The following is a 21,711-nucleotide window of genomic DNA, read 5'->3' on the forward strand; positions in this document are numbered from 1 at the left end:
GGGCGGCAGGTCGGTCAGTGGGTGTCGAGAAGTGCGGCGGCGAGCCGTGCGGCGCCGTGCACCGGGTCGACGCGCAGCACCCGGATGTCGGTGATGTCGCGGGGTGCGACGAGGTCGCGGAGGCGGCGCTGTAGTTCGGGTTGGTGGACGACCTGTCCGCCGGCCAGGACCACCGGACCGGTGGAGCCGAGACGGTCGGCAACCTGGCCGATCAGGTCGGCCAGGGCCGCAGCCGCGGCGTCGATGATGTCGTTGCTGCGCGAATCCCCCTGGGCGGCAAGCTCGAAGACGACGTGGGCACGGCGCGCCCAGAACTGGCGGTCGGCGCGGGTGTAGAAGAGGTCGTGCAGGCCGGCGACGCCGTCGACCTCGCATTCGGCGGCCAGACGTGTCGACAGCGGGGCCGGTGAGCGGCCGGTGTCGTCGTCGCGCAGGGCTCGTCGCACCACTTCGCGGGCCACCCAATAGCCGCTGCCCTCGTCGCCGAGGAGGTGTCCCCATCCGCCGGCCCGGGCGTCGGTCTCACCGGTGCGGCCCCAGGCCACCGATCCGGTGCCGGAGATCAGGGCGATTCCCTCGTCGAGGCCGGCCGCGGCCAGAATGAGGTGGGTGTCATGCACGACACCGATCGCCGCTCCGGGAACACGCTCGGCGAGAAGCTGTTCCAGTCGTGCGACGCTGGCCGGGGTGTCGGCGCCGGCGGAGCCGGCCATCACCGCATGGACGCCGGCGGCACCGCCGAGCGCCTCGATGGCGTCATCGAGTTGCCGTCCGGCCTCGGCCACGCCCATCGACGAGACGTTGGCGCTGCCGACGATGGTCTCGGCGACCACCTCACCGTTCTCGGTGCGTATCGCCTGGGTCTTGGAGCCGCCGATGTCGAAGGCGAGGGTCACGACCGTGCCGCCCGCCGCCGGGATGGTGGTGGCCGTGGCGGTTTCGGTGGATGCGTTCTTCATCGTGACACCTGTGTCCGTGTGGTGTTCTCGACGACGGTCGTGGCCGGCCAGCGGCCGCCGTTCTGCCAATAGTGTTGGATGTCTTCGAGTTTACGGCCCTTGGTCTCCGGGGCCAGGAAGTAGACGAAGACCATGCCGATGACCGCGAATCCACCGAAGACGGCGAAGGTTCCGGCGCCGCCGATCGCGTTGATGAGCGAAAGCGTGAACGCCGCGACGATGGCGTTGGCCACCAGGTCGGAGGTGAGCATCGCCGACGATCCCTGCGAGCGCAGGCGGGCCGGGAATGCCTCGCCGGCGTAGACCCAGACCAGGGCGCCGAAGCCGAAGGAGAATCCCATGGTGAACACGACGAGTCCGGTGAATCCGAGGATGTGCGCGGCGGTACCGTCGCCGTGCATCGGGCCGTAGGTGACAATGAGCATGCCGGTGGCGATCACCATCGCGCCGATGCCGCCGAGCAAGATGGGGCGTCGTCCGGCGCGGTCGACGGACAACAGCGAGATGATCACCGCGGCCAGGCCGGCCACCTGCACCAGCGCGGGCAGCATGAGGGTGCCGAAGTCGCCGGTGAAACCCATGTCCTCGAACAACTTCGGGCTGTACTAGACCACCGCGTTGATGCCGGTGATCTGGATCAGGAAACCGAGGCCGACGACGAAGACGGTGGCGCGCAGCCACGGACGACGGAACATCTCGGTGATGCGGCCGGCGGACTCCTCGGTCAGTGCGCGCTGCATCTCGCCGATCTCGGTGTCGACGTCGGCGTCGGGGTCGATGGCCCGCAGCGTCGCCCGGGCCTCGTCGACCCGGCCCTTGGAGACATACCAGCGCGGGGTGTCGGGCATCGTGATCAGGATCAGCGTGACCAGCAGGGCCGGGATGGCTGCGAGGCCGAGCATCCAGCGCCACGCGCCGTGACCGGCCAGGAAGTAGCCGATGACGTAGCCGGCGATGATGCCGACGATGGTCGCCACCTGGTAGGCGACCAGCATCGCGCCGCGGGTGCGTGGGGGTGCGGATTCGGCGACGAAGACCGGTACCACCACGATGGACACGCCGACGGTCACCCCGAGTAGCAACCGCGCTCCGAGAAGGGTCACATTGGTCGGCGCGAAGGCGCTGAACAGGGCGAACAGGCAGTAGGTGGCGCCGACCGCGACCATCGACCGCTTACGGCCGATGCGGTTGGCGAGCCAGCCGGCGAAGATGGCTCCGACGATCTCGCCGATGACGACGGCGGTCGCCAGTGCCTGTTTACCCGTATCTCCGAGTCCGAAGTCGGCGGCGATGAACTTGAGTGCGGCGCCGATGTTGCTGCTGTCGTAGCCGTAGATGACGCCGATGCTGGCGGCCGCGATCCCGACGAGCAGGCCCGACGACCTCGCGTGTACCGGGGGTGTGAGTGTTGCCATGTCGAGTGCCTCTCGAGCGTGAATTTATTGGTGTAGACCAATTGGGAGTGCAGTTAGATTGGCATATACCAATATGGGCCGTCAATGGGTACGCTCGGATTCATGTCGACGTCCTCCGTCCGGACGGCACCCGCTTCCGGTGACCGTGCCCCGCAGCCACGCTATTTCCAGGTCAAGCTTGCGCTCGAGAAGCGCATCGCCGAGTTGGAACCGGGGATGTCGCTACCTCCCGAACGCAAACTCGCCACGGAGTTGGGAACCTCGCGCACGACATTGCGCCGAGCGCTGGCCGAACTCACCGCCGAGGGCATCCTGAGCAGCACCCAGGGCAGCGGAAACTATGTGGCCCCACCGAAGCTGGTGCATGTGCGGCAACTGACCTCGTTCAGCGACGACCTCGGCGCCGCCGGCCTGGCCGTGCACTCGGAGATCATCGATGCCGATCAGCCGTCCACCGACGCCGATCTCGCCACCCACCTCGACATCGACAAAGGCGCCCCCGTCGACCGCCTGGTCCGCCTGCGTATCGTCAGCGACGAACCACTGGCCCTCGAAACCGCCTACCTACCAAGACCTTTGGACGGACTCGTCGATGCCGTCACCACCAGCGGCTCGCTCTATGCGACCCTGGCCCGGTTCGGCATCGAGATCTGCGACGTCGAGGACAGCGTGCAAACCGCGCTGGCCACGCCGGATCAGGGACGGCACCTCAAGGTCGCAACCGGAACCCCACTGCTGCTGATCGAACGCACCTCGCGCGACGCCGACGGCCGCATCGTCGAGTGGACCCGATCGTTCTACCGCGGCGACCGCGTCAGATTCGTCGCACGCGGAACGCTCTGAGCCGCTCCACCCCACTCACAGCGCTCTCCACCTCACTGGGCTGACCCGCACCCGGCCGGCCCACTCGCGCGAAGAACCACCCCAGCACACGTCTCGACAACCGGTGACGACGCTCGACCAACAGAAAGCCCTCCCCGGCCACGGGCCGGGGAGGGCGCTGGTTCTACCTTCTGGTCAGGCGCTGGCCGACTCCAGTTCGTCGGACGCTGCCGCGTCGGTGACCGGCTTGGTCCGGGTGAACTCCAGGTGCGGATCGGCGACATCCATCGCGAACGACTTACGGTCCTTGTAGTAGCTCATCGACATCGACCACGGCTCCTCGACGCCCTGCTTGGGCAGGTTCGCCAGCGACCGCTGGACGTATCCGGCGCCGAAGTCCAGCAGCGGACGCGTCCCCATGTCCGGGTCTGCGATCGGCCGCACGGCCGGGTAGCCACGCGCATCCATGTACGCGAGCAGGCGGCAGAAGTGCTCGCACAGCAGACCCACCTTGAGGGTCCACGACGAGTTGGTATATCCAATGGCCAGTGCGAAATTCGGGATTCCACTGAGCATGAAACCGCGGTAACAGACGGACGTGGACATCTCGACGGGCTCACCGTCCACGCTCAATGCCACCCCACCGAACAGTTGCAGGTTGAGTCCGGTCGCCGTGACGATGATGTCGGCCTCGAGTTCCTCACCACTTTCGAGCAGGATGCCCGTCTCGGTGAACGTGGCGATGCGGTCGGTGACCACCGACGCCTTGCCCTCGCGGATCGAACGGAACAGGTCGCCGTCGGGTACCGCGCAGAGTCGCTGATCCCACGGGTTGTACGGCGGGTTGAAGTGCTTGTCGACGTCGAAGCCCTCGGGCAGGAGCTTCTTGTTGATGGCGCGGATGACCTTTCGCGACGCGTTCGGGAACCGCTGGCAGGCCTCGTACAGCAGCCGCTGCTGCGCAATGTTCTTCGCACGCGCCAGCGCATACCCGCGCTCGTCGCCGAGTACCGCGCGACCGATGTTGGCGACCGGATCGTGTTTGGGCAGCGGAACGATGTAAGTGGGTGTGCGCTGCAGCATCGTGATGTGCTCGGCCTTCTCGGCCATGGCCGGAAGCAACGTTACCGCAGTGGCACCACTACCGATCACGACGACCTTCTTGCCTGCATAGTCGAGGTCCTCCGGCCAGTGCTGCGGGTGGATGATCTGACCGCCGGCGCCGGTGAACCGCTCCACGCCCTCGAACTGCGGGGTGAACCCTTCGTCGTAGTTGTAGTAGCCGGCCCCGGAGAACATCCAGTTGGCCTTCATCTGGATTCGCTCGCCGGTGTCGGTGCGGTCGATGTCCACCGTCCACAGGCACTCCTGCGACGACCATTCCGCCGAGATCACCTTGTGGCGGTAGCGGATCTTGTCGCCCAGGCCATCCTCGTCGATGGCCTCGTGCAGGTAGTCGAGGATGCGGTTGGCGTCGGCAATGGACTGCTTGTCGGTCCACGGTTTGAACGCAAAACCGAAGGTGTGCAGATCCGAATCCGATCGAATGCCCGGGTACTTGAACAGGTCCCAGGTCCCGCCCGGGACGTCGCGACCCTCGATGATCGCGAACGACTTGGCCGGCAATTCCTTGGTCAAGTAGTGCGCGGCACCGATACCGGAGATGCCGACACCGATGATGAGTACGTCGACGACGTCGACGCTGGGGGCTGTCTCGGGCATCTGTTGCTCCTCGTACATGGCCAGGAATATGACACCCGGCGTTGTTACATTCCAGCATGCGGGTGCGCCGCACGTCACACCAGGGACGTTGTGCACATATTCGGCATCACTGACAGTGCATAATGCCACAATGGATGGAGAATGGCCGGAGGTCTCCCCCGAGGTGCGAGACCTGATCCGTCAGGCGTCGATACTGGTCACCGACCCGCCCGCCGGCTGGGTCGATGTCCTGCACGACGCCTCCCTGTCCGGGGTCCGGATGAAGACCATCGCCGACGACCCGGTCCTTGCCGAGGGCACCCGGCGCACCAACCTGGCCAACACGATGCGCTGGGCACATCACAACGTCAGTCACCCCGGTGAGCGCGTGCCCGCCCAACTCACCCCGGAGATCATGACCGCCGCCCGCGACCTCGTGCGTCGCGGCCTCGACGAATCGTCCCTCGACGCCTTCCGCACCGCACAGAGCGCCGCCTGGCGACTGTGGATGGACATCTGTTTCGAACTCACCGAGGACCCGACGGTGCTGCGGCAACTCCTCGACGTGACCTCGTTGTCGATCTCCACCTTCATCGACGACACCGTCACTGCGATGAGTGAGCAGATGCGCGCCGAACGCGAGGAACTCTCGCGGGGCACGCACGCCCAGCGGCAGGAAGCAGTATCTCTGGTGCTCGAGGGAGCACCCATTCCGCTCGCCCGCGCCGAGTCACAGCTCGGGTACCGGCTGTCGGGCCCGCATACCGCACTTGTCCTGTGGAGCGTCACCCCTGGCGCTGCAACACAATTGGAGTCCGCCGCACAGGAACTCTCCCGCGCGACCTCCGCCCGCCGCACGCTGCCCATCGTCGCCGGCGCGTCGTCGTGGTGGATGTGGCTGCCCGCCAACGGTATCGGCGATCCCGACTTGTCGTCGTTCGCCGACATCCGGGTCTCGGTGGGTCGCCCCGCCGTCGATGTGGAAGGCTTCCGGTCGAGTCACTTTCAGGCGCTGAGCACCCAGCGTCGACACGCCCGCCTCGGCGCGAGCCGACAGGTCGTGCACTACGACGACATCCGCCTGGCATCGCTGTTGACTGCCGATGAAGCCGCGGGAAAGGAGTTCGTCACCGATACCCTCGGTGCACTCGCCGATGCCGACGATGAGCTCGTCGACACCATTCGCACCTGGATCGGTCTGCAGTGCAACACCTCCCGCACAGCAGAGACCATGTACACCCACCGCAACACCATCATCCGACGGTTGGCCCGCGCCGACGAACTCCTCCCCCGACCACTCACCGATGCGCTTGTCGACATCGCCGCCGCGCTCGAGATCATGCGATGGCGCGGGTGAGACACACGTCGATGTCGCGGTCATCGACACCGAGGAGCCGTCACAAACAGCTTCTACCTGCCCACTCCTGTTCAGCCACAACCATTCACCCTCTGTCCGGCGAACCGTGAGGCGAGAAAGGCCACGGCATCGGCGCTCCACGGTGCAATCGCCTCGGTGTGACTGCGCCCGGGGTACACCCGAAACGTCGTCGGAACCCCACGTCGGCAATATTGAGACGCCAGCGCCGCGACGTCACCGGTGATCATGATCCCGTCACCGGTGTTGTCAGACTTGCCGATTCCGAGGAACATCGGCGCCCGTGGTGTTCCCTCCGATCCCATCACGTTCTGCCGGACCGCATCCCGCATCCCGGGCACATTGATGAGGCCGCCGACACCGGGCCGCAGTAGCGAATAGTCGGTGAGTCCGGGGTATTTCGAGGCGAAGTCGATGATGCATTCGCCGCGCACCTGGGCCAAAACCTGAACCCCCTTGGGGGAAAGGTAATTCGACAGTCCGAGGTCAAAGGTCTCGTCGTAGACGGTCATCAGGGCGGGGATCACCCCGGCCCATTTCTGGCTACCGTCGACGTAGGCAAGGTTGTTCTCGGGATTCACCAGCACGCCGCCCGCCGCTGCCCCGATGATGTTGAGCTCTGGGGCATACCGTGGCGCGATCTCGGCACCGAATCCGGTGGGTACCGAACCACCGGAGTACCCGTAGAGTCCGACCGGAGTACTGTTGGGCGCCTTCAGGTATCGCAGTGCTGCGCGCACACCGTCGAGTGCGGCACGACCGGATTCCAGGCCCATCGTCCAGCGCAGGTTCTCACCCTCGTAGTCGGGCACCGCCACGGTGTATCCGGCCGCGAGGAACCCAGCGATCATGGCCGCGTCCACCGGCGCGTTGGCGGTCTCACCGCCCCGCAACGAATACGACGGGTCGCATTGCGCACCGAGCGCATCGTAGAAGGCGTGATAGGAGATGAGTCGTCGCGGCGCCCCAGCGGCGACGCCGGGCGGCGAGATCACCGTGGTCACCGTGGACGCCGGAGCACCGAACTGGTCGGTGGTGCGGTAGAGCAGCTGCGTCGCCGTCGCGGGAAGTCCCTGCCCGCGGAGGCCGAGTTGCACCACTCGCGAGTCGAGGATCGCACCGGGCGCGGCACCCGGCAGCGTGCCGTCGGCGGTATAGAACGGGTCCGAGGTCGGCAGCTCCGGTGGGGCCGCCGACGCCGGTGGTGCGGTGAGGACCGCAGCCACGACCACCCACGCCATCACGACGACGAGAACACACCGGCGGAACGCCGCCGGACCAGTTGTGCGCATGCGGTTATCATCACCCATGAATCTGCCGACGGCAGCGAAAGCCGCGAGGAGAGCGACGGCTCAGGCGGTCCGTGCTACAAACGCAAAGGTGAACCGTTACCGAGGGGTCACCCGGGGACTGCCCGCCGTCACCGGTGCGGTCGTCGTCGCGCTGACCGTCGCCTGCTCGGCGCAGGCCGGCAACGGCCCGGCGGCCGCGGACTCAACCGGGCGAGACCCCACCCGGACGGACATTTCCCAGTCCTCGACGGCCCCCTCGACCATCCCCGTGCCCCCGACCCAGGCGGCCTCACCCGCGCCGCTGCCACCGATCTCCGATGCGGCCCGTGCGGTGGGTTTCGTCGACGTGCGATCGGTGGTTCCCGGCGCGATCATCGATCTCCGATATGCCACCGCGGACAATTTCGTGGGTGTGCAACTCTATCCATCCAACGCCCGGTGCCTGATTCACCATTCCCTGGCCGACGGACTCCGCGCAGCGGCCGCGCAACTGGGTGCGGTGGGTGACACCCTCGTCTTCTGGGACTGCTACCGCCCGCACTCGGTGCAGGTGACGATGTACAAGAAGGTGCCCAACCCGGCGTGGGTGGCCGCACCCGGGCCGTATTCGCGCAGTCACGAATCCGGCCGGTCGGTCGATGTCACTCTCGCGACACGTCGCGCGGACTGCCCGGCGCATCGACGCATCGACGGCTACTGCCTCGTCGACATGGGTACCGATTTCGATTCCTTCACGCCTGCGGCAACAGCCTTCGCGACCGACGGGGTGCCCGCGACGGCACAGCAGTCACGGCTGCGGTTGCGCAGCGCGATGGCGGCGGGTGGGTTGTCGGTCTACAGCGGCGAGTGGTGGCATTTCGACGGTCCGGGCGCCGGCGTGCAACGCCCGATCATCGACGTGCCGTTGACGTGACGATACTCAGATGCGGGTCAGGGTCGAGGTGATGACGAATGTGCGCTGCTGTGACTGGGCGAAATAACTCGACCGATAGGACAGGGTGCCGTCGACCGCGGGTGTGAGGGTGATCTGCGACGTGACGCATGTGCCCTGATCGATCGTCTCGGTCAAGGCCACGGTGCTCCCCTGCCGACCGGTCTCGGTCCACGTGCCCGAGCATCCCAGTTGGGGATATCGAACGGTTGCGGTGACCGGCGAGCCGGGGTTGATCTGCGCGACGACATCGAATCCGGTCTGATCACCGCCGACCGCACCCCGCCAGTTCCCTGCGAGGGACGCCGGTGTCGCGGCCGAGCTGGTCGTGAGTGGCTGCGACGCTGCGGTGGTGGGGGTGGTCGGGTCCGCCGGCGTCGGGGCGGAACTGTCGTCGTCGGACATCACGATCACCGCGACCACCGACGCGATGGCGATGAGCAGAACGATCGCCACACCGGCCAGCAGCCATGGAGTCGCGTTCCGCCGGTGACCTGGGCCGACCGGCGGTGGCAGAGTCGGCGGCAGGGTTGGTGGCAGCGACCGAGGCACTGACGGTGACGGTGGTACGGGCTGCGATGCAGGTACCGGTACCGGCACGGACTGCGGTGCCGAGACGGACTGCCGGTCGGTGACGTGCCGCGTGACCGCATCCGGTCGGATCATCGTCGGCGGGCCGGCGAGCGCCGCCGTCGCGTCCGCGGCCAGCGCCCCGGCGGTGGGGTACCGATCCTCCGGATTCTTCGCCAACGCGCGAGCGATGACACCGTCGAGTGCCACGGGGAGGTCGGGTCGGCGAGCACTCAGTCGGGGCACCGGGTCATAGGCGTGCGCACGAATCATCGCAGCCACGTCGGACGGCGGGAACACGGTCGATCCGGCCAGCAATTCGAACAGCGTGCATCCCAGGGCGTAGATGTCGACGGCCGGTGTCATGGGATCGGTCGAGAACATCTCGGGTGCGGCGTAGGCCATCGTTCCGACGACGTTGCCCGTGCCGGTGAGTCCGGTCGATTCGGTCAACAACCGCGCGACACCGAAGTCGGCGAGCAGGGCGCGACGGGACGGTGCGCGCTGGGCCCACGACGGTGTGACCAGGATATTTGCGGGTTTCACGTCACGATGCAGGGTGCCCTGCGCGTGTGCATGGTCCAGTGCGGATGCGGCCTGGCCGATGAGGTCGACGATGGGCTCCGCCGGGAGCGGTCCGGGACTCTCGCGCACGATCTTCGCGGCGTCGTCACCGTCGACATACTGCATGGCGATCCACATCGCGTCGCCGTCGATTCCGGCATCCTGGACCGCCACGATGTTCGGGTGGTCCAGCCGCGCGGCCAGGTCGGCCTCACGGTGAAACCGTTGCCGGAATACCGGATTGCCACCCAACCCGGCAGCGAGCACCTTCAGCGCCTGCCTGCGCGGGAGTCGCGGGTGTGTGACCAGGAGACCGTGCCCATCCCGCCAGAACCCGGGGGCCGGATGACCGTGTATCCACCGATCACGTCGCCCTCGCCGAGCAGTGCCCCCGTATCGATCATCACGCGCTCCTCGGTCGGCTACGACTCCCCAGCATCGTGGCTGTCGGGAAAGGAATCAATTGCCGTGCCGGAACGCCCGCCGAACAGACGACGGGCGTGGCGGTCCCGATCCGCCTCGCCCGTCATCCCTCACCGCCCTCGACCGTTCTCCAGCCTCACCCCGCCCCACACACCGCTCATGCGGTGGACACGGCCGAACGCCTCGCAGTCGCGGCGGAGCGGGCAGCCGGCACACACCAGTGCGGCATGGGCAAAATCGTCGGTGGGGAACGGAAACCAGTCTTCTGGGTCCTCCCACTCCGCCGCGCATCGTGCATGTCGCCAGTCGGGGACGGCGCTACGGGCGCCGGGCAGCGCGGTCGGAGGCCGCTGATCCATCGTGGTCATCGGCGGCCTCCTTCCGTGAGCCGCGCTGCGCGGCTACTCGATTGCGTATCCGAGAGCGAAGAGCTCCCAGACCTCCTTCTGGTCCTGCGCCCACGGGTCGTGGACGAAGGGTGCGTGGCGCAAGGACATCGCGGCTTCCCGCGGGGTGCGGTCGGCCTTGAATCCGTTGCAGGACTTGCACGCCGCCACCTGGTTGCCGAAAGTCGATCGGCCACCCCGTGATTGGGGAACGATGTGGTCGACGGTGTCGGCCGGCCCCTCGCAGTAGGCGCAGATCCACTGGTCGCGACGCAGGATGGTGGCGCCGGATGCGTAGGAATCCATCGACTTGCCCGCAAACGGACGGTAGGCGTCACGTTTGATCGCAACGACCTTGTGGATCGGCTGGCTGATGCTCGGTGAATGCACCACCCGAACCAGCGGTGTGCCCTCGACGTTGCGGGCGACACCGGTGGTGAGCAGCACCGCCGCGCGACGCCAGGTGACGCGGGCGAGTATCTGCAGGCTCGCGTTGGTGACGAAGATGGTCGTCATGGCCACTCCTCTTCGGTGGGGCGGATTCGTGTCCTACGAACCCGCCATGCACCACCGTCGGGAGGTCAGCCTTCGAGCAGGCCTACTCCGGTGGCACAGTGGATGAACAGACTGTGAATGGGTGCTGGGTCGTGCTGCTGATCGAACGTGCGATACGTCGATTGCTCACGCCGACAACCGAATCCGCGATCAGCGCGTCGCCGTGATTCGTTGGCGGTCATTCGTGCCACCTCCTTCCAGTGATGCTCGCATTGTGCTGCGCTCAGTCATTGGTGAGATTGTTCCCACCAAACGCGCCCAGGGTACCGCCGCTGCGGGGTGCCGTCCACGCATTTACCGTCGGCCTCGGCGGGTCGGTGCCGACGATGACGCCTCACGTGTAGGGCGAGCCGGGCGAGGTGGTGTCGAGGATCAGGCCCATCACGATGGCATCCCACAGTTCGCCGCTGCGTCGCCGGTAGTGCCGATACAGGCGGCCTTCGGCTACGCAGCCGAACTTCTCGTACAACGCGATGGCCACGCGCCCGCCGACGGTCGCGATGAACTCATCGGCGTCATCGGGCACGGCCGGGCGGATCACCCAGTGGTGCGGCATTGCTCCGGTCGTCCGCACCGCGGATCACCGATCCCCGCCCAGAATCTCGCGGATGTCACTCGCGGTGAGGGCAGCGCCGAACATGTCGCCGTCGTCGACCACTGCGGAGAACAGCGCACGCTTCTTGGTCTGCAGTTCGACAACCCGTTCCTCGATGGTTCCCGCCGACACCAGGCGATAGACGGTGACACCTGTGCTGCCCGATGCGGTGCATACGGTCCACGGCCTGCGCCTCGGCGGCCGTATTCCACCACGGGCCGCGGACGAAGCGATCAGATCAGGCCCCCATACCCTAGCTAATTAGGTAACCCTAAGTTAGGCTGGGCGGCGTGGCACCCCCCGACCTCGGCGACATCCAGGAAACCCTTCTCATCCCGCTGTACGGGCGGGCCAAGGACGCCCGTCGATCCGGTGGCGGCATCCTCGGTGACTGAAAAGCGATCGAACTCGTCGACGCCATCGACTACGACTTCGCCAAGTTTCGCGGCCCGTCGCTCGCCGGGGCGGTCCTACGTGCCGACATCTTCGACGGCTACATTCGCGATTTCCTCGCCGAACACCCCGAGGGCACCGTCGTCGATCTCGGATGCGGACTGTCGACCCGGTTCGACCGCCTCGACAACGGGCGGGTGCGCTGGTTCGATCTCGACGTCGACGACACGATGTCGTTGCGCCGCCGGTTCTTCGATGATTCCGACCGCTACACGATGGTCGCGGCATCGCTGTTCGACGACGCCTGGCACGCCATCGTCACCGAACGTGGCGGACCGATCATGCTGGTCACCGAGGCGGTACTGCTGTACTTCGACGAGTCCGAAGTCGTCGACGAACTGCGCTCCCTGGCAACAGCTTTCCCAGGTTCGCCGATCGCTTTCGATACCGGCGGCTCGCTGATGATGAAGAGCCAGGATCGCAATCCGGTGTTCAAAGCCGTTCCGGCGCGGATGAAATGGATCTGCGACGATCCCAGGACCCTGGAGCCCTACGGTCTACGGCTCGTCGAATCGAGAACGCTCGCCCAGCCACAACCGACCGTGGCCCGCACCTGGCCGGCGATCTACCGCTACGGCATGCGGGCCATCGGGTGGACACCGATGGTCACCGGATATCGCATCAATCTGTTCACCGCCGACGCCGGTTCGGCGTCGGCGTAGGTCCGGCGGCGTCGGCGCAGGTCCGGGTTCGCTCCGAAAGACTCTCGGCGTCAGCGATTCTGTGCCATCGTAGAAGGCAGGGTCGGACAACCATCTGATTCCGGGCACCACCCCCGGTGAGGAGTCATCATGTACCGCACCAGTATTCGCGCGTTCGTCGCCATCATCATCTCCACCGCCGCCGTCGCCATCGGCCTGTCGGTCGCATCGCCTGCCGCAGCGGCATTGCCGATGCCGAGCGGGTACTACGCCGGCAACGTCACGAGCTTTCCGCCCGGTAATACGGTCTGGTACGGCAAACGCTTCACCGGTGGTGCCGTCATCAACAACACCGCGATCGGGTGGGCGTTCCCCGGGCGCGCATACCCCGGCCGTTCGGTACTGAACAATGCACCGGTGATCGTCGTGGACTACAGCGGGACGTCGATCGGCTTCGTCCGGGATGAACTGACACCCGACGGGCGGGGCGGGTACTGGGGCGACACCATCAACGGTCGGGCAGTGTTGCTGAGGTTCCATCTCGCCCGCGGATGAGCTGATTTCGGCGAACGCCTGCGTACACCGTGTCCGCGTGTCAACCATACGAGGGAGCCACACGCGAAGGAGACGGGTCAGTATGAGCGACGCTGCCGAGGACAACCCCACCGAAATCCGCACAGACGTCGTCATCATCGGCGCGGGCCTTTCCGGGATCGATATCGCCTACCGACTACGGGAGCGCAACCCCGAGGTCACCTACGCCATCCTCGAACGCCGCGAGCGGATCGGCGGTACGTGGGACCTGTTCCGCTATCCAGGGGTGCGTTCCGACAGCGACATCTTCTCTCTCAGTTACCCGTTCGAACCGTGGCGGCGTCCCGAGGCACTCGCCGACGGCGAGCACATCCGCAGCTACATCGCCCACACCGCGCACACTCATGGCATCGATGACCACATCCGGTTCGGTCGCCGCGTCACCTCCGCGGACTGGGATTCGGCCACCGACACCTGGACGCTGACGGTCACCTCCGATGCCGGCGACGAGAAGCATCGATGCGGGTTTCTCGCGTTTGCGACCGGTTACTACGACTACGACCACCCCTACACTCCGACCTTCGCCGGGATCGGCGACTTCACCGGCCGGGTGGTTCATCCGCAACATTGGCCGGAGGATCTCGACTACTCCGGGAAACCGATCGTGGTCATCGGCAGCGGCGCGACTGCGGTCAGCCTGATCCCCGCGCTGGCCCGAACCGCGTCACACGTGACGATGTTGCAGCGATCGCCGTCCTACATCTACTCCTCACCGCAGAAGCAGTACTTTGCCCCGTTGGTCCGCAAACTCCTGCCGGAGAACGCCGCGCACCGCGTCGTGCGGTCGCGCTACGCGTTGCAGACCGCCGCGCTGGTGCACGCCACTCACCGGTTCCCGAACTTCGGCCGGAAGATGATCCGCGCGGGGGTCGTCAAGGAACTTCCCGAGGGCTATCCCGTCGACGTGCATTTCAACCCCGATTACGACCCGTGGGATCAGCGGATGTGCATGGTGCCCGACGGTGACCTGTTCGCGGCCATCTCCGACGGTTCGGTGGACATGGTCACCGACACGATCGATCACTTCGAGCGCACCGGCATCGCTCTGACCTCGGGTCGCCATCTCGACGCCGACATCGTCGTCACCGCGACAGGCCTGACGTTGCAGGCCTTCGGCGGGGTCGTCATTCGTGTCGACGGTGACGAGATCAAGCCTCATGACCGGTTCCTGTTCAAGAGCCATCTACTCGAGGATGTCCCGAACATCGCCTGGTCACTGGGCTACACCAATGCGTCGTGGACGTTGCGGTCGGACCTGACGGCACAGTCGATCGCCCAGTTGGTGGAGTACATGCGAGACCGCGGCTACACCCACGCGTACCCGCATCTGGGCAGCCAGTCGATGCCCAGCAAGTCGGTGTGGGACCTCGAGGCCAACTACGTCCGGCGCAGCCCCGAGGCGCATCCGAAGTCGGGTACCCGCGGTCGGTGGCAGGTGCGGCACAACTACTACCGCGACCTGCTCGAGCACCGTTTCGACAAGGTCAACGACGGCCTCGTCTTCGGGCGTGTTCCCCGGGTCGTGGACAGTGGCATCGCCGGGCGTTAGTCGACACCGAACCCCGGAAAACACGGGCGTGACGTCGGCCACACCGCGCGGTACACTCAGCCTCATTGACACACTTAATGCAGTTTGTGTCTAAGCTCCGGCGGAGTTCCCGCCGACCGAGCCAACCGAGGAGCCGGAGGATTTGACGATGTCGACGGTGATGGCCAAACGATTCCAGCACGCCTTCAACAAGGCCACCTCCTACTACCCCGATCCGGCCAAGCCGCTCGCCGAGCCACCGGCCGACTCCGGCCTCAAGCCGGTGATGGGTGACGCAGGCATCCCGTTCCTCGGCCACACCGTCGACATGCTCGCCGACCCGCTCGCCAGCGCGATGGAGCGCTTCGAGAAGTACGGCCCGGTGTCGTGGTCGGGCTCGCTGCAGGACAACATCGTCACCCTGGTCGGACCCGAGGCCGTGGAATGTGCATGGATGAACCGGGAGAAGGCGTTCTCCAGTGAGCAGGGCTGGGAACCGATGATCGGCCCGTTCTTCCGTCGCGGCATCATGCTCATGGATTTCGGCGAGCACATGCATCATCGCCGTATTCTCCAGCAAGCCTTCGCCAAGCCGCGATTGCTGGGCTACCTCGATCTGATGACCCCGCACATCGAGAAGACGCTCGCCAATTGGGATGTGGGTCAAGGATTTCCGATGTACACACAAACCAAGGAGCTGCTGCTCTCGCTGGCGTCGGAGGTGTTCGTCGGATCGACCCTCGAGGGGGCCGAGAACCGGCGCCTCGAAGTCGCCTTCGAGGCCGCCGTACGCGGCGGGCAGGCGATCATCCGGGCAGACGTCGGCAACTTCACCTGGGCCCGCGGCCTCCGCGGTCGTGAGACCCTGCAGGAGTACTTCCGGTCCGAGATCGGCTCGCGCCGAAGCGATCCCGGCGACGATCTGTTCAGCGTGCTGTGCCACAGCGAGGACGACGAGGGCAATACCTTCACCGATGAGGACGTCGTCAACCACATGATCTTCGTCATGATGGCCGCACACGACACCTCGACCATCGCCCTGTCGATGATGGCGCACTATCTGGGGCGCAATCCTCAATGGCAGCAACGACTTCGGGATGAGTCGCTGGCGTTGGGCAAGGCAACCCTCGACTACGACGACCAGGACAAGCTGCCCAGCCTCGACCTCGCGTTCAAGGAGACCCTGCGCATCAATGCGCCCGTCGGCATGCTCTTCCGCAAGACCATCACCGACACCGACATCCTCGGCCACTTCGTCCCCGCCGGTACCGTCATCGCGATCCACCCGTGGGCGACGATGCTTCGCGAGGAATGGTGGCCCAATCCAACCGTCTGGGATCCGGAACGCTTCGCCGCCGAACGCCGGGAAGACAAGGTGCACCGCTTCGCGTGGTCACCCTTCGGCGGCGGCGCCCACAAGTGCATCGGCCTCTACTTCGGCGGCATGGAAGTGAAGTCGATCATGCATCAGTTGCTGCTCAACTTCGAATGGTCGGTCCCCGCCGATTACCGACTCAGTCTCGAATACGGAACGGGCCCAACCCCTGCCGACGGCCTGCCGATCGACATGCGACGACGGTAGGACTGCGTCGACGATAAGCCGACCCGTCACCGCGAAGCGCTGTGCACCCATTCGGCAAAACCGTTGGGCGCGCGCGAATATCGACGCGCGGAGGTGCTGACGATACCGCGGGCGGTGGCCACCGTGATCGCACCGAGCACGCCGGCCGCCGCAACCAGTGCCCGGTCCTCGCCGGTGGCCAGTGGTTCGAAACCTCCGATCGCGCGGTAGATGTCGCCGCGAATGCCCAGGTTGGCACCGTAGATCTGGGAGTGCCCGGACTCTACCGGATGGGCGAGATGCCAGCGAGTTCGCTGATGCGGTGTCAGGGGAGCTTCGTCGGGCGTGACCAGTCCCGCGACAAGATCTGCACCGGCCGAAGCGAGTTCGGCATGCGCGATCAGCCAGTCATGCGGGACCGCAGAATCGGCGTCGGTATTCGCGATCCAGTGATTGGCGAGTTCGCTGTCTCCGACGCTGCCCAGCGCCGCGGTGACGCCGAGATGGCGTGCCCCTCCGACAGTCCCGGCGTCGCATTCCACCAGCCGGGCACCATGTCGATGAGCGATCGCGGCAGTCCCGTCGTCGCATCGATCGAGCACCACGGTGACACTGACGGCCATCGGAGCACGCTTGGATACGAGTTCGTCCCGACACCTCGCGATCATGCTCAGACAGCGATCGATGAGACCTTCCTCGTTTCGGGCAGGCACCACAACATGGATGTGCGTCAGTTGGGTGTTCATGGCATCGACGACGGGGAGGAGCGGTGCCGCCAGAGACCGAGGAGATAGTCGGGGTCATGGGCTGCGTCGACGATCTCCAGATGGGAGGTGCTGTCGATGGCGGCGTGTACGGCGGCACCGTCGAGGGGCCACCCACGGATCGGGTGGCTCCAATGACAGGCGACGAGATATCCTCCAGGACTGAGGATTTGCTGAATGACAGACAACGTCCGCGCGAGCTGTGACGCACTCAGGTAGTAGCCCACTTCGGACAGGACCACGAGATCGTAGGGGCCCGTCGGGAGATGATCGGGTGCCCATCCCTCCGAGACGGTGACGTTTCGGTGCTCGGAAGTACGTCGACGGGCTGCCTCGACGGCGGCCGGCGCAGGATCGATGGCATCGACATAATCGCACATGTCGGCCAGGTCTCCCGCCAACGCTCCCACCGAACAGCCGATTTCGAGGACGCGGTGGGGTCGTGGCAGGTCGTCGAGCAAGGCCAGGGTGGCACGGCGTTTGGCGACTTCGTAACCGGAGGACACCCGCCATGGATCCCGGTGCCGACGATGCAACTCGTCGAAGGCCGAGACATCGGTGGGCGTCGGATCGAGGATGACGACCTCGAAGTCGCGGTCGAAATGATCGAGTACGTGAGCGGGAAGGATCGGAGTATCGCCCGGCTCGTCGGAGAGCCGCCGAACTTGGGAGACATGGCAGGAGATACCCGATTGCTTTGCTGAGTGTTCTGCCGCCGACAGTCGATGTATCGCCACTCCGGTACGGGGCAGTTGTTCGGGTGTTCCCCAGTGCCAGAACCAGATCGGGTACTCGCCGAGCACGCACCCGGCACGCGCCGCTGCGGCGGCGGCCGCCATGCCTGCCGCCACGTGATCGGGATGACCGTCGTGTCGCCACGGTGCCACGATGAGGGTGCTGCCGCCCATGCACATGACGGCGTCGACGATCGCCGCGGTGAGGTCTGCCCGATACGCGTCAACGCGTCCGTCAGGAAAGCCGAGTGCGGTCAGATCGATCGTTGCGCCCGTGTCACTTTCAAGGGCTGCCAGAGCACTGCGCATCTCGTTCTGTCGACGCAGGCCCAGAGCCGCCGGACTGATCGTGTTCGAACTGGGATGCGACGCCTCACCCCAGGTGGCCAGGATGACGGTGACGGTGGCTCCTGAGCTCAGGGCACGGTGGATGAGACCACCGCAACCAAGGACTTCGTCGTCGGGATGCGCGGCCACCACGACCATATTCCGGTATTTCTCGATATCGAGGACCAGCTGCGACGACGAGGCAAAGTGGTTGCGCCAGTGAACTTCCAGCGTCCCGGGGTCCGCTGGATCAAAGTCCTCGGCGGTCGTCATATCACCAGGCCCCGTCCGTCGGCGACCGCCTGCCCCAGCGCCGCGGCATCACGGTCGGCATGCTCCTGCTGCAGGTAGACGCTCAGATCTGCGACCAGCGCCGCGTAGCGGGCGTCATGTACCGCAGGCCCGGGCCCCATCGCATGAGCGGCCCGTGTCATGACCTCCTCGGCGACACCGCGCATCCCACGGCGAACATGCCAGGCCAGTACCGCACCGTCGGTGTCGTCGGCTTCGACACGGGCCGCCGCGTCGTTCAAGACGCAGCGGCCCCGATGCAGTGCCTCGTCGACAGCGCCCAGATGCATCCTGCCTATCTGATCCAGATCGTCACGGTCACTGCGTCTTCGGAGGACTCTACCGATGCCGACCGCGCCGCCGAACCACACCGCCGCGACCCGAATCCCCCCGGTCGCAAATCCGGCTCGTGTGAGGTACCAGCCATCCCCGCCCACCGGTATCGCCGCGGCTGACTCACAATGGATACTCGGCGATGCCACCGCGGTGAGGCCTCGCGCCACCCATGCTTCGGTGCCGACGGCGATTCGCGGATCGGTCAGGTCGATCGCAAACAGCCGCCTCGTGTCGGGCGAGGTCCAGGCCGTGACCAACGCGCGGTCGAGACGGTCCGCCAGAGAGCACCACGGCTTGATGCCGGAGAGCTCCCATCGATTGCCGGAATGATTCGCGTACAAGCGTTCTGGTCCTTCGGCAGCGTAGACACCCCAGCGCAGGCCATCGGCATCGAGGGCCACCGGGGAGTGGGCCTCGTCGAGGATCGTGAGCGCGTCAAGGTGTGGTTCGAGTACTCGGGCGACGGTGAGATCGATTGCCGCCACGGTGGCGAGCAGCGACCAGCGGGAGACCTCATTCGCGTGTGCTCGTGTTGCGCGGCCCAGCTCACACAGATGCTCGAGGATGGTGTTCACGGGCACCGGAACGTCGTCGACCAACGCCCTGAGGCAGTCGAGGCTCTCGCCGTCCGGCGGATCACCGGCAAGCACCACCGGCTCAAGACGCTCAGGCTGGACGGTCTGCCGCACCGTGGATCGACGATCGGACCGTGGTTCGACGTCGGAGGGTGCCGACCGTTGATGTTTCGTGGACCTCAAGAAAGTCACCTACCGCCGATGTCGGTTCAGCTGTGGCGCTCCCCGAGGCTGGAGGAACACTTCTGTGGCAGTCGCCACCTGATCATGATAGCCCGGCTACCACCGTCGGCGTGGTGAGGGCAATCGTGCGAGGCGAGACGAGACCGCACAGGGATGCGGTGCAACGAGTGTCGTCGATCTTCTGCCGCTGCCCGAGCTGATGGGCCGCTTCGGTGACCTCGCGTATGACGTTGTCGAGATGAACCCGTCCGACCGGAACAGCTGGGATCGCCACGCGGCAGCGCAAAGGCTGCCCATCCGCCGCTGCCTCGACGGCAATCCGGACGCTGTTCGCGGTGCATGCGGGAGCACCTCGGCTGGGGTGTGTTCACGCTGCTGCGACGCTGATCTGACGGTCAGTGGGTGGGGGGTGCCGCCTGGTGCACCCCCGCGCACGCCGTCACACCATTGCCTGTTGCCCCTGGTCCTGATTAGGTATGGAAATAGGACGTATCAGGCGTCGTCAGCTGGGAGAGGCTCGCGCATGACCGGTTCGATGAGTACGGCCCCGACGATTCCTGCCGTATTCGATGACGTCGTCGAGCGCACTCCAGACGCGCCGTTTCTGGTGACCAACGAACGCACCTGGACATACCGCGAGGTCGCCGACGCCGCCGACAGCCTCGCACGAAGCCTCAACACCATCAGGGTGAGCCGTGGTGATCGCATCGCGATCGCAGCGCCCAACGGTCCGGAATGGATCCTGACCCTGATTGCCGCCACCCGACTCAGTGCGACGGTGGTGGCCCTCAACGTTCTGTACCGGGAACGCGAGCTCGACTTCATGCTCAACGAGTCCGGAGCATCGGTGCTGATCTGCTCCGACAGAACCCGAGACTTCGACTTCGCGAGGTTCCTCGAGCGTTTCCGCAATCGACTCCCCGGGGTCAAGCATTTCGTGTTTCTCGGCGACGGCGGATTCTCGACCAGCCGCACCTGGAATCACCTGATCACGGCCGCACCGAAGACCAAACAGCAGTGGGCCCCCGTGCATCCGATGACACCCGCGTTTCTGCTCTACACCTCCGGTACCACCGGAGCCCCCAAGGGCGCCATGCTCACGCACGCAAGCATTCTCGCCTCAGCTCGTGCGCAGGCGCAGCACCTGGGTCACACCGCCGACGATGCCTTCCTCGCTCACATGCCGATGAACCATGTCGGGGGTCTGACCTGCACGGTGGTCGCCGCCCTGACCATCGGCGCGCGGCTGATCCTGGTGCCGGAGTTCCATCCCCAGCATTCCCTGGAGGCGATGCTGACCCATCGCGCCACGGTCTGTCTTGGCGTGCCGACCATGTATCAGCTGATGATGGCGCACCCGAAGTTCGCCGACTCGGACCGGTCGGCAGTAGGGACCTGCGTGGTCGGTGGCGCGAATCTCGAACCGGCGCTGGGTGCCCGAGTGGCCGAAGCGTTCCCGACGGCACGACTGGCCAATCTGTACGGCCTGTCGGAGACCTCGGGCGGCGCCGTGATCTCGGGGACCGGCGACGACCTCGACACGCTGATCACGACGCTCGGTGTCCCCGTCGGGGACACCGAGGTGCGGGTCATCGATGGCGACGGCCACGACGTTGCGCCCGGCGACGACGGCGAACTCCTGATCAGCGGCAGCATCACCGCCGCTGGATACTGGCAGCGGCCCGATGCCACCGCAGCAACCTTCGGCGACGACGGGTGGGTACGTACCGGTGACATCGTCGCGCAGCGCGACGACGGCCACCTCGTGTTGCGTGGCCGTCGCAAGGAGATGTACGTCCGCGGCGGGTACAGCGTGTACCCCGCCGAGATCGAGAACCTCCTCACCTCCCATCTGCATGTCACGGCAGCGGCAGTCATCGGGATACCCGATTACAGCTTCGGTGAGGCGGGACTGGCATACGTCTCCGTCGACGAACCCGTCGACGTCGAGGAACTGTACGAGTTGTGCCGTACAAAACTCGCACCCTATAAGCAGCCCGAGGAGATCACCATCCTCGACAGGCTACCGACGACGCCGACCGGCAAGATCAACAAGTCCGAGCTCCGACGCCGGCATGCGGTGCCCGTGCGGCTGTAGCCGGTTGTCCCGGTTGTCGGGGCGTCGTCCACCGTTCA

Annotated in this window: 19 protein-coding genes and 2 pseudogenes; 8 read left to right on the top strand and 13 right to left on the bottom strand. The window is 66.0% G+C overall.

All coding sequences use genetic code 11. The features are described from left to right. Positions 1 to 14: 14 nt before the first annotated feature. Positions 15 to 959 carry an N-acetylglucosamine kinase gene (locus ACWETB_RS15390; protein ID WP_449742485.1) on the bottom strand — a complete coding sequence of 315 codons (945 nt, stop codon included), beginning with the start codon at positions 957 to 959 and terminating at the stop codon, positions 15 to 17. Continuing rightward, positions 956 to 2,374, bottom strand: a pseudogene (locus ACWETB_RS15395) (sugar porter family MFS transporter). Before ACWETB_RS15395 ends, ACWETB_RS15390 begins: the two are co-directional and overlap by 4 nt. A 102-nt stretch (positions 2,375 to 2,476) precedes the next feature. Here ACWETB_RS15395 and ACWETB_RS15400 point away from each other — a divergent pair. Further along, a complete protein-coding gene (locus ACWETB_RS15400; protein ID WP_449742484.1) occupies positions 2,477 to 3,217 on the top strand; it encodes a GntR family transcriptional regulator in 741 nt (246 codons plus the stop codon). A 174-nt stretch (positions 3,218 to 3,391) separates the two neighbouring features. Here the strand turns inward: ACWETB_RS15400 and ACWETB_RS15405 are convergent, their stop codons facing one another. Next, the gene (locus ACWETB_RS15405) at positions 3,392 to 4,918 is read right to left on the bottom strand and encodes a flavin-containing monooxygenase (protein ID WP_452212057.1); all 1,527 of its coding nucleotides are present in this window, start codon (positions 4,916 to 4,918) and stop codon (positions 3,392 to 3,394) included. A 130-nt stretch (positions 4,919 to 5,048) separates the two neighbouring features. Between ACWETB_RS15405 and ACWETB_RS15410 the strand changes: the two genes are divergently transcribed. Further along, positions 5,049 to 6,254: a PucR family transcriptional regulator gene (locus tag ACWETB_RS15410; protein WP_449742482.1), complete on the top strand. Its 1,206-nt coding sequence runs from the start codon at positions 5,049 to 5,051 to the stop codon at positions 6,252 to 6,254. Positions 6,255 to 6,325: 71 nt separating this feature from the next. On the opposite strand, the gene ACWETB_RS15415 is transcribed toward ACWETB_RS15410, so the two are convergent. Continuing rightward, the gene (locus ACWETB_RS15415) at positions 6,326 to 7,564 is read right to left on the bottom strand and encodes a lipase family protein (RefSeq protein WP_449742481.1); all 1,239 of its coding nucleotides are present in this window, start codon (positions 7,562 to 7,564) and stop codon (positions 6,326 to 6,328) included. An 88-nt stretch (positions 7,565 to 7,652) separates the two neighbouring features. Here ACWETB_RS15415 and ACWETB_RS15420 point away from each other — a divergent pair, with 88 nt between their 5' ends. Next, positions 7,653 to 8,477, top strand: a complete 825-nt coding sequence (locus ACWETB_RS15420) for a M15 family metallopeptidase (RefSeq protein WP_452212060.1) — start codon at positions 7,653 to 7,655, stop codon at positions 8,475 to 8,477. A gap of 6 nt (positions 8,478 to 8,483) precedes the next feature. Here the strand turns inward: ACWETB_RS15420 and ACWETB_RS15425 are convergent, their stop codons facing one another. The 6 genes and pseudogenes from ACWETB_RS15425 to ACWETB_RS15450 form a co-directional block, all read right to left on the bottom strand. Beyond that, a complete protein-coding gene (locus ACWETB_RS15425) occupies positions 8,484 to 9,896 on the bottom strand; it encodes a serine/threonine-protein kinase (protein ID WP_452212062.1) in 1,413 nt (470 codons plus the stop codon). 2 nt (positions 9,897 to 9,898) lie between these two features. Further along, positions 9,899 to 10,033, bottom strand: a complete 135-nt coding sequence (locus ACWETB_RS15430; RefSeq protein ID WP_449742479.1) for a hypothetical protein — start codon at positions 10,031 to 10,033, stop codon at positions 9,899 to 9,901. A 129-nt stretch (positions 10,034 to 10,162) separates the two neighbouring features. After that, positions 10,163 to 10,420 (bottom strand): WhiB family transcriptional regulator, encoded by a 258-nt coding sequence (locus ACWETB_RS15435; protein ID WP_452212064.1) that lies wholly within the window; start codon positions 10,418 to 10,420, stop codon positions 10,163 to 10,165. A gap of 33 nt (positions 10,421 to 10,453) precedes the next feature. Continuing rightward, a complete protein-coding gene (locus ACWETB_RS15440; protein WP_348805719.1) occupies positions 10,454 to 10,954 on the bottom strand; it encodes an HNH endonuclease in 501 nt (166 codons plus the stop codon). A 373-nt stretch (positions 10,955 to 11,327) separates the two neighbouring features. Next, on the bottom strand, positions 11,328 to 11,549 hold the full coding sequence (locus ACWETB_RS15445) for a GNAT family N-acetyltransferase (protein WP_348805720.1): 222 nt from the start codon (positions 11,547 to 11,549) through the stop codon (positions 11,328 to 11,330). 24 nt (positions 11,550 to 11,573) lie between these two features. Next, a pseudogene (locus ACWETB_RS15450) lies at positions 11,574 to 11,817 on the bottom strand (hypothetical protein); the annotation flags it as partial. Positions 11,818 to 12,007: 190 nt separating this feature from the next. Between ACWETB_RS15450 and ACWETB_RS15455 the strand changes: the two are divergent. The 4 genes from ACWETB_RS15455 to ACWETB_RS15470 all read left to right on the top strand — a co-directional run bounded on the left by ACWETB_RS15455 (position 12,008) and on the right by ACWETB_RS15470 (position 16,386). Next, positions 12,008 to 12,703, top strand: coding sequence for a class I SAM-dependent methyltransferase (locus ACWETB_RS15455; RefSeq protein ID WP_452212116.1), 696 nt, complete (start codon positions 12,008 to 12,010; stop codon positions 12,701 to 12,703). Positions 12,704 to 12,832: 129 nt separating this feature from the next. After that, entirely contained in the window at positions 12,833 to 13,237 is a 405-nt protein-coding gene (locus ACWETB_RS15460) for a hypothetical protein (RefSeq protein WP_348805723.1), read from the top strand. Positions 13,238 to 13,319: 82 nt separating this feature from the next. Continuing rightward, on the top strand, positions 13,320 to 14,825 hold the full coding sequence (locus ACWETB_RS15465; RefSeq protein ID WP_348805724.1) for a flavin-containing monooxygenase: 1,506 nt from the start codon (positions 13,320 to 13,322) through the stop codon (positions 14,823 to 14,825). A 160-nt stretch (positions 14,826 to 14,985) separates the two neighbouring features. Next, positions 14,986 to 16,386, top strand: a complete 1,401-nt coding sequence (locus tag ACWETB_RS15470) for a cytochrome P450 (RefSeq protein ID WP_348805774.1) — start codon at positions 14,986 to 14,988, stop codon at positions 16,384 to 16,386. Positions 16,387 to 16,412: 26 nt separating this feature from the next. On the opposite strand, the gene ACWETB_RS15475 is transcribed toward ACWETB_RS15470, so the two are convergent. Genes ACWETB_RS15475 through ACWETB_RS15485 form a run of 3 tightly spaced genes read right to left on the bottom strand, consistent with a single transcriptional unit; the run spans position 16,413 to position 19,575 of the window. Next, the gene (locus ACWETB_RS15475) at positions 16,413 to 17,111 is read right to left on the bottom strand and encodes a glycosyltransferase (protein ID WP_348805725.1); all 699 of its coding nucleotides are present in this window, start codon (positions 17,109 to 17,111) and stop codon (positions 16,413 to 16,415) included. Continuing rightward, positions 17,108 to 18,463 (bottom strand): bifunctional PIG-L family deacetylase/class I SAM-dependent methyltransferase, encoded by a 1,356-nt coding sequence (locus tag ACWETB_RS15480; RefSeq protein ID WP_348805727.1) that lies wholly within the window; start codon positions 18,461 to 18,463, stop codon positions 17,108 to 17,110. The genes ACWETB_RS15475 and ACWETB_RS15480 overlap by 4 nt, the downstream gene beginning before the upstream one ends. Next, positions 18,460 to 19,575: an acyl-CoA dehydrogenase gene (locus tag ACWETB_RS15485; RefSeq protein WP_452212068.1), complete on the bottom strand. Its 1,116-nt coding sequence runs from the start codon at positions 19,573 to 19,575 to the stop codon at positions 18,460 to 18,462. Before ACWETB_RS15485 ends, ACWETB_RS15480 begins: the two co-directional genes overlap by 4 nt. Before the next feature lie 535 nt (positions 19,576 to 20,110). Here ACWETB_RS15485 and ACWETB_RS15490 point away from each other — a divergent pair. Next, positions 20,111 to 21,673, top strand: a complete 1,563-nt coding sequence (locus ACWETB_RS15490) for a class I adenylate-forming enzyme family protein (RefSeq protein ID WP_452212070.1) — start codon at positions 20,111 to 20,113, stop codon at positions 21,671 to 21,673. Positions 21,674 to 21,711 lie beyond the last annotated feature (38 nt).

The organism is Gordonia sp. NPDC003950 (assembly GCF_053605205.1).

Bases quoted from the DNA above. Each gene is read 5' to 3' on its own strand.
- ACWETB_RS15460 (WP_348805723.1), top strand. From the start codon at position 12,833: ATGTACCGCACCAGTATTCGCGCGTTCGTCGCCATCATCATCTCCACC.
- ACWETB_RS15435 (WP_452212064.1), bottom strand. From the start codon at position 10,420: ATGACCACGATGGATCAGCGGCCTCCGACCGCGCTGCCCGGCGCCCGT.
- ACWETB_RS15475 (WP_348805725.1), bottom strand. From the start codon at position 17,111: ATGAACACCCAACTGACGCACATCCATGTTGTGGTGCCTGCCCGAAAC.
- ACWETB_RS15480 (WP_348805727.1), bottom strand. From the start codon at position 18,463: ATGACGACCGCCGAGGACTTTGATCCAGCGGACCCCGGGACGCTGGAA.
- ACWETB_RS15465 (WP_348805724.1), top strand. From the start codon at position 13,320: ATGAGCGACGCTGCCGAGGACAACCCCACCGAAATCCGCACAGACGTC.
- ACWETB_RS15490 (WP_452212070.1), top strand. From the start codon at position 20,111: ATGAGTACGGCCCCGACGATTCCTGCCGTATTCGATGACGTCGTCGAG.
- ACWETB_RS15430 (WP_449742479.1), bottom strand. From the start codon at position 10,033: ATGATCGATACGGGGGCACTGCTCGGCGAGGGCGACGTGATCGGTGGA.
- ACWETB_RS15445 (WP_348805720.1), bottom strand. From the start codon at position 11,549: ATGCCGCACCACTGGGTGATCCGCCCGGCCGTGCCCGATGACGCCGAT.
- ACWETB_RS15415 (WP_449742481.1), bottom strand. From the start codon at position 7,564: ATGCGCACAACTGGTCCGGCGGCGTTCCGCCGGTGTGTTCTCGTCGTC.
- ACWETB_RS15400 (WP_449742484.1), top strand. From the start codon at position 2,477: ATGTCGACGTCCTCCGTCCGGACGGCACCCGCTTCCGGTGACCGTGCC.
- ACWETB_RS15390 (WP_449742485.1), bottom strand. From the start codon at position 959: ATGAAGAACGCATCCACCGAAACCGCCACGGCCACCACCATCCCGGCG.
- ACWETB_RS15405 (WP_452212057.1), bottom strand. From the start codon at position 4,918: ATGCCCGAGACAGCCCCCAGCGTCGACGTCGTCGACGTACTCATCATC.
- ACWETB_RS15470 (WP_348805774.1), top strand. From the start codon at position 14,986: ATGGCCAAACGATTCCAGCACGCCTTCAACAAGGCCACCTCCTACTAC.
- ACWETB_RS15410 (WP_449742482.1), top strand. From the start codon at position 5,049: ATGGATGGAGAATGGCCGGAGGTCTCCCCCGAGGTGCGAGACCTGATC.
- ACWETB_RS15440 (WP_348805719.1), bottom strand. From the start codon at position 10,954: ATGACGACCATCTTCGTCACCAACGCGAGCCTGCAGATACTCGCCCGC.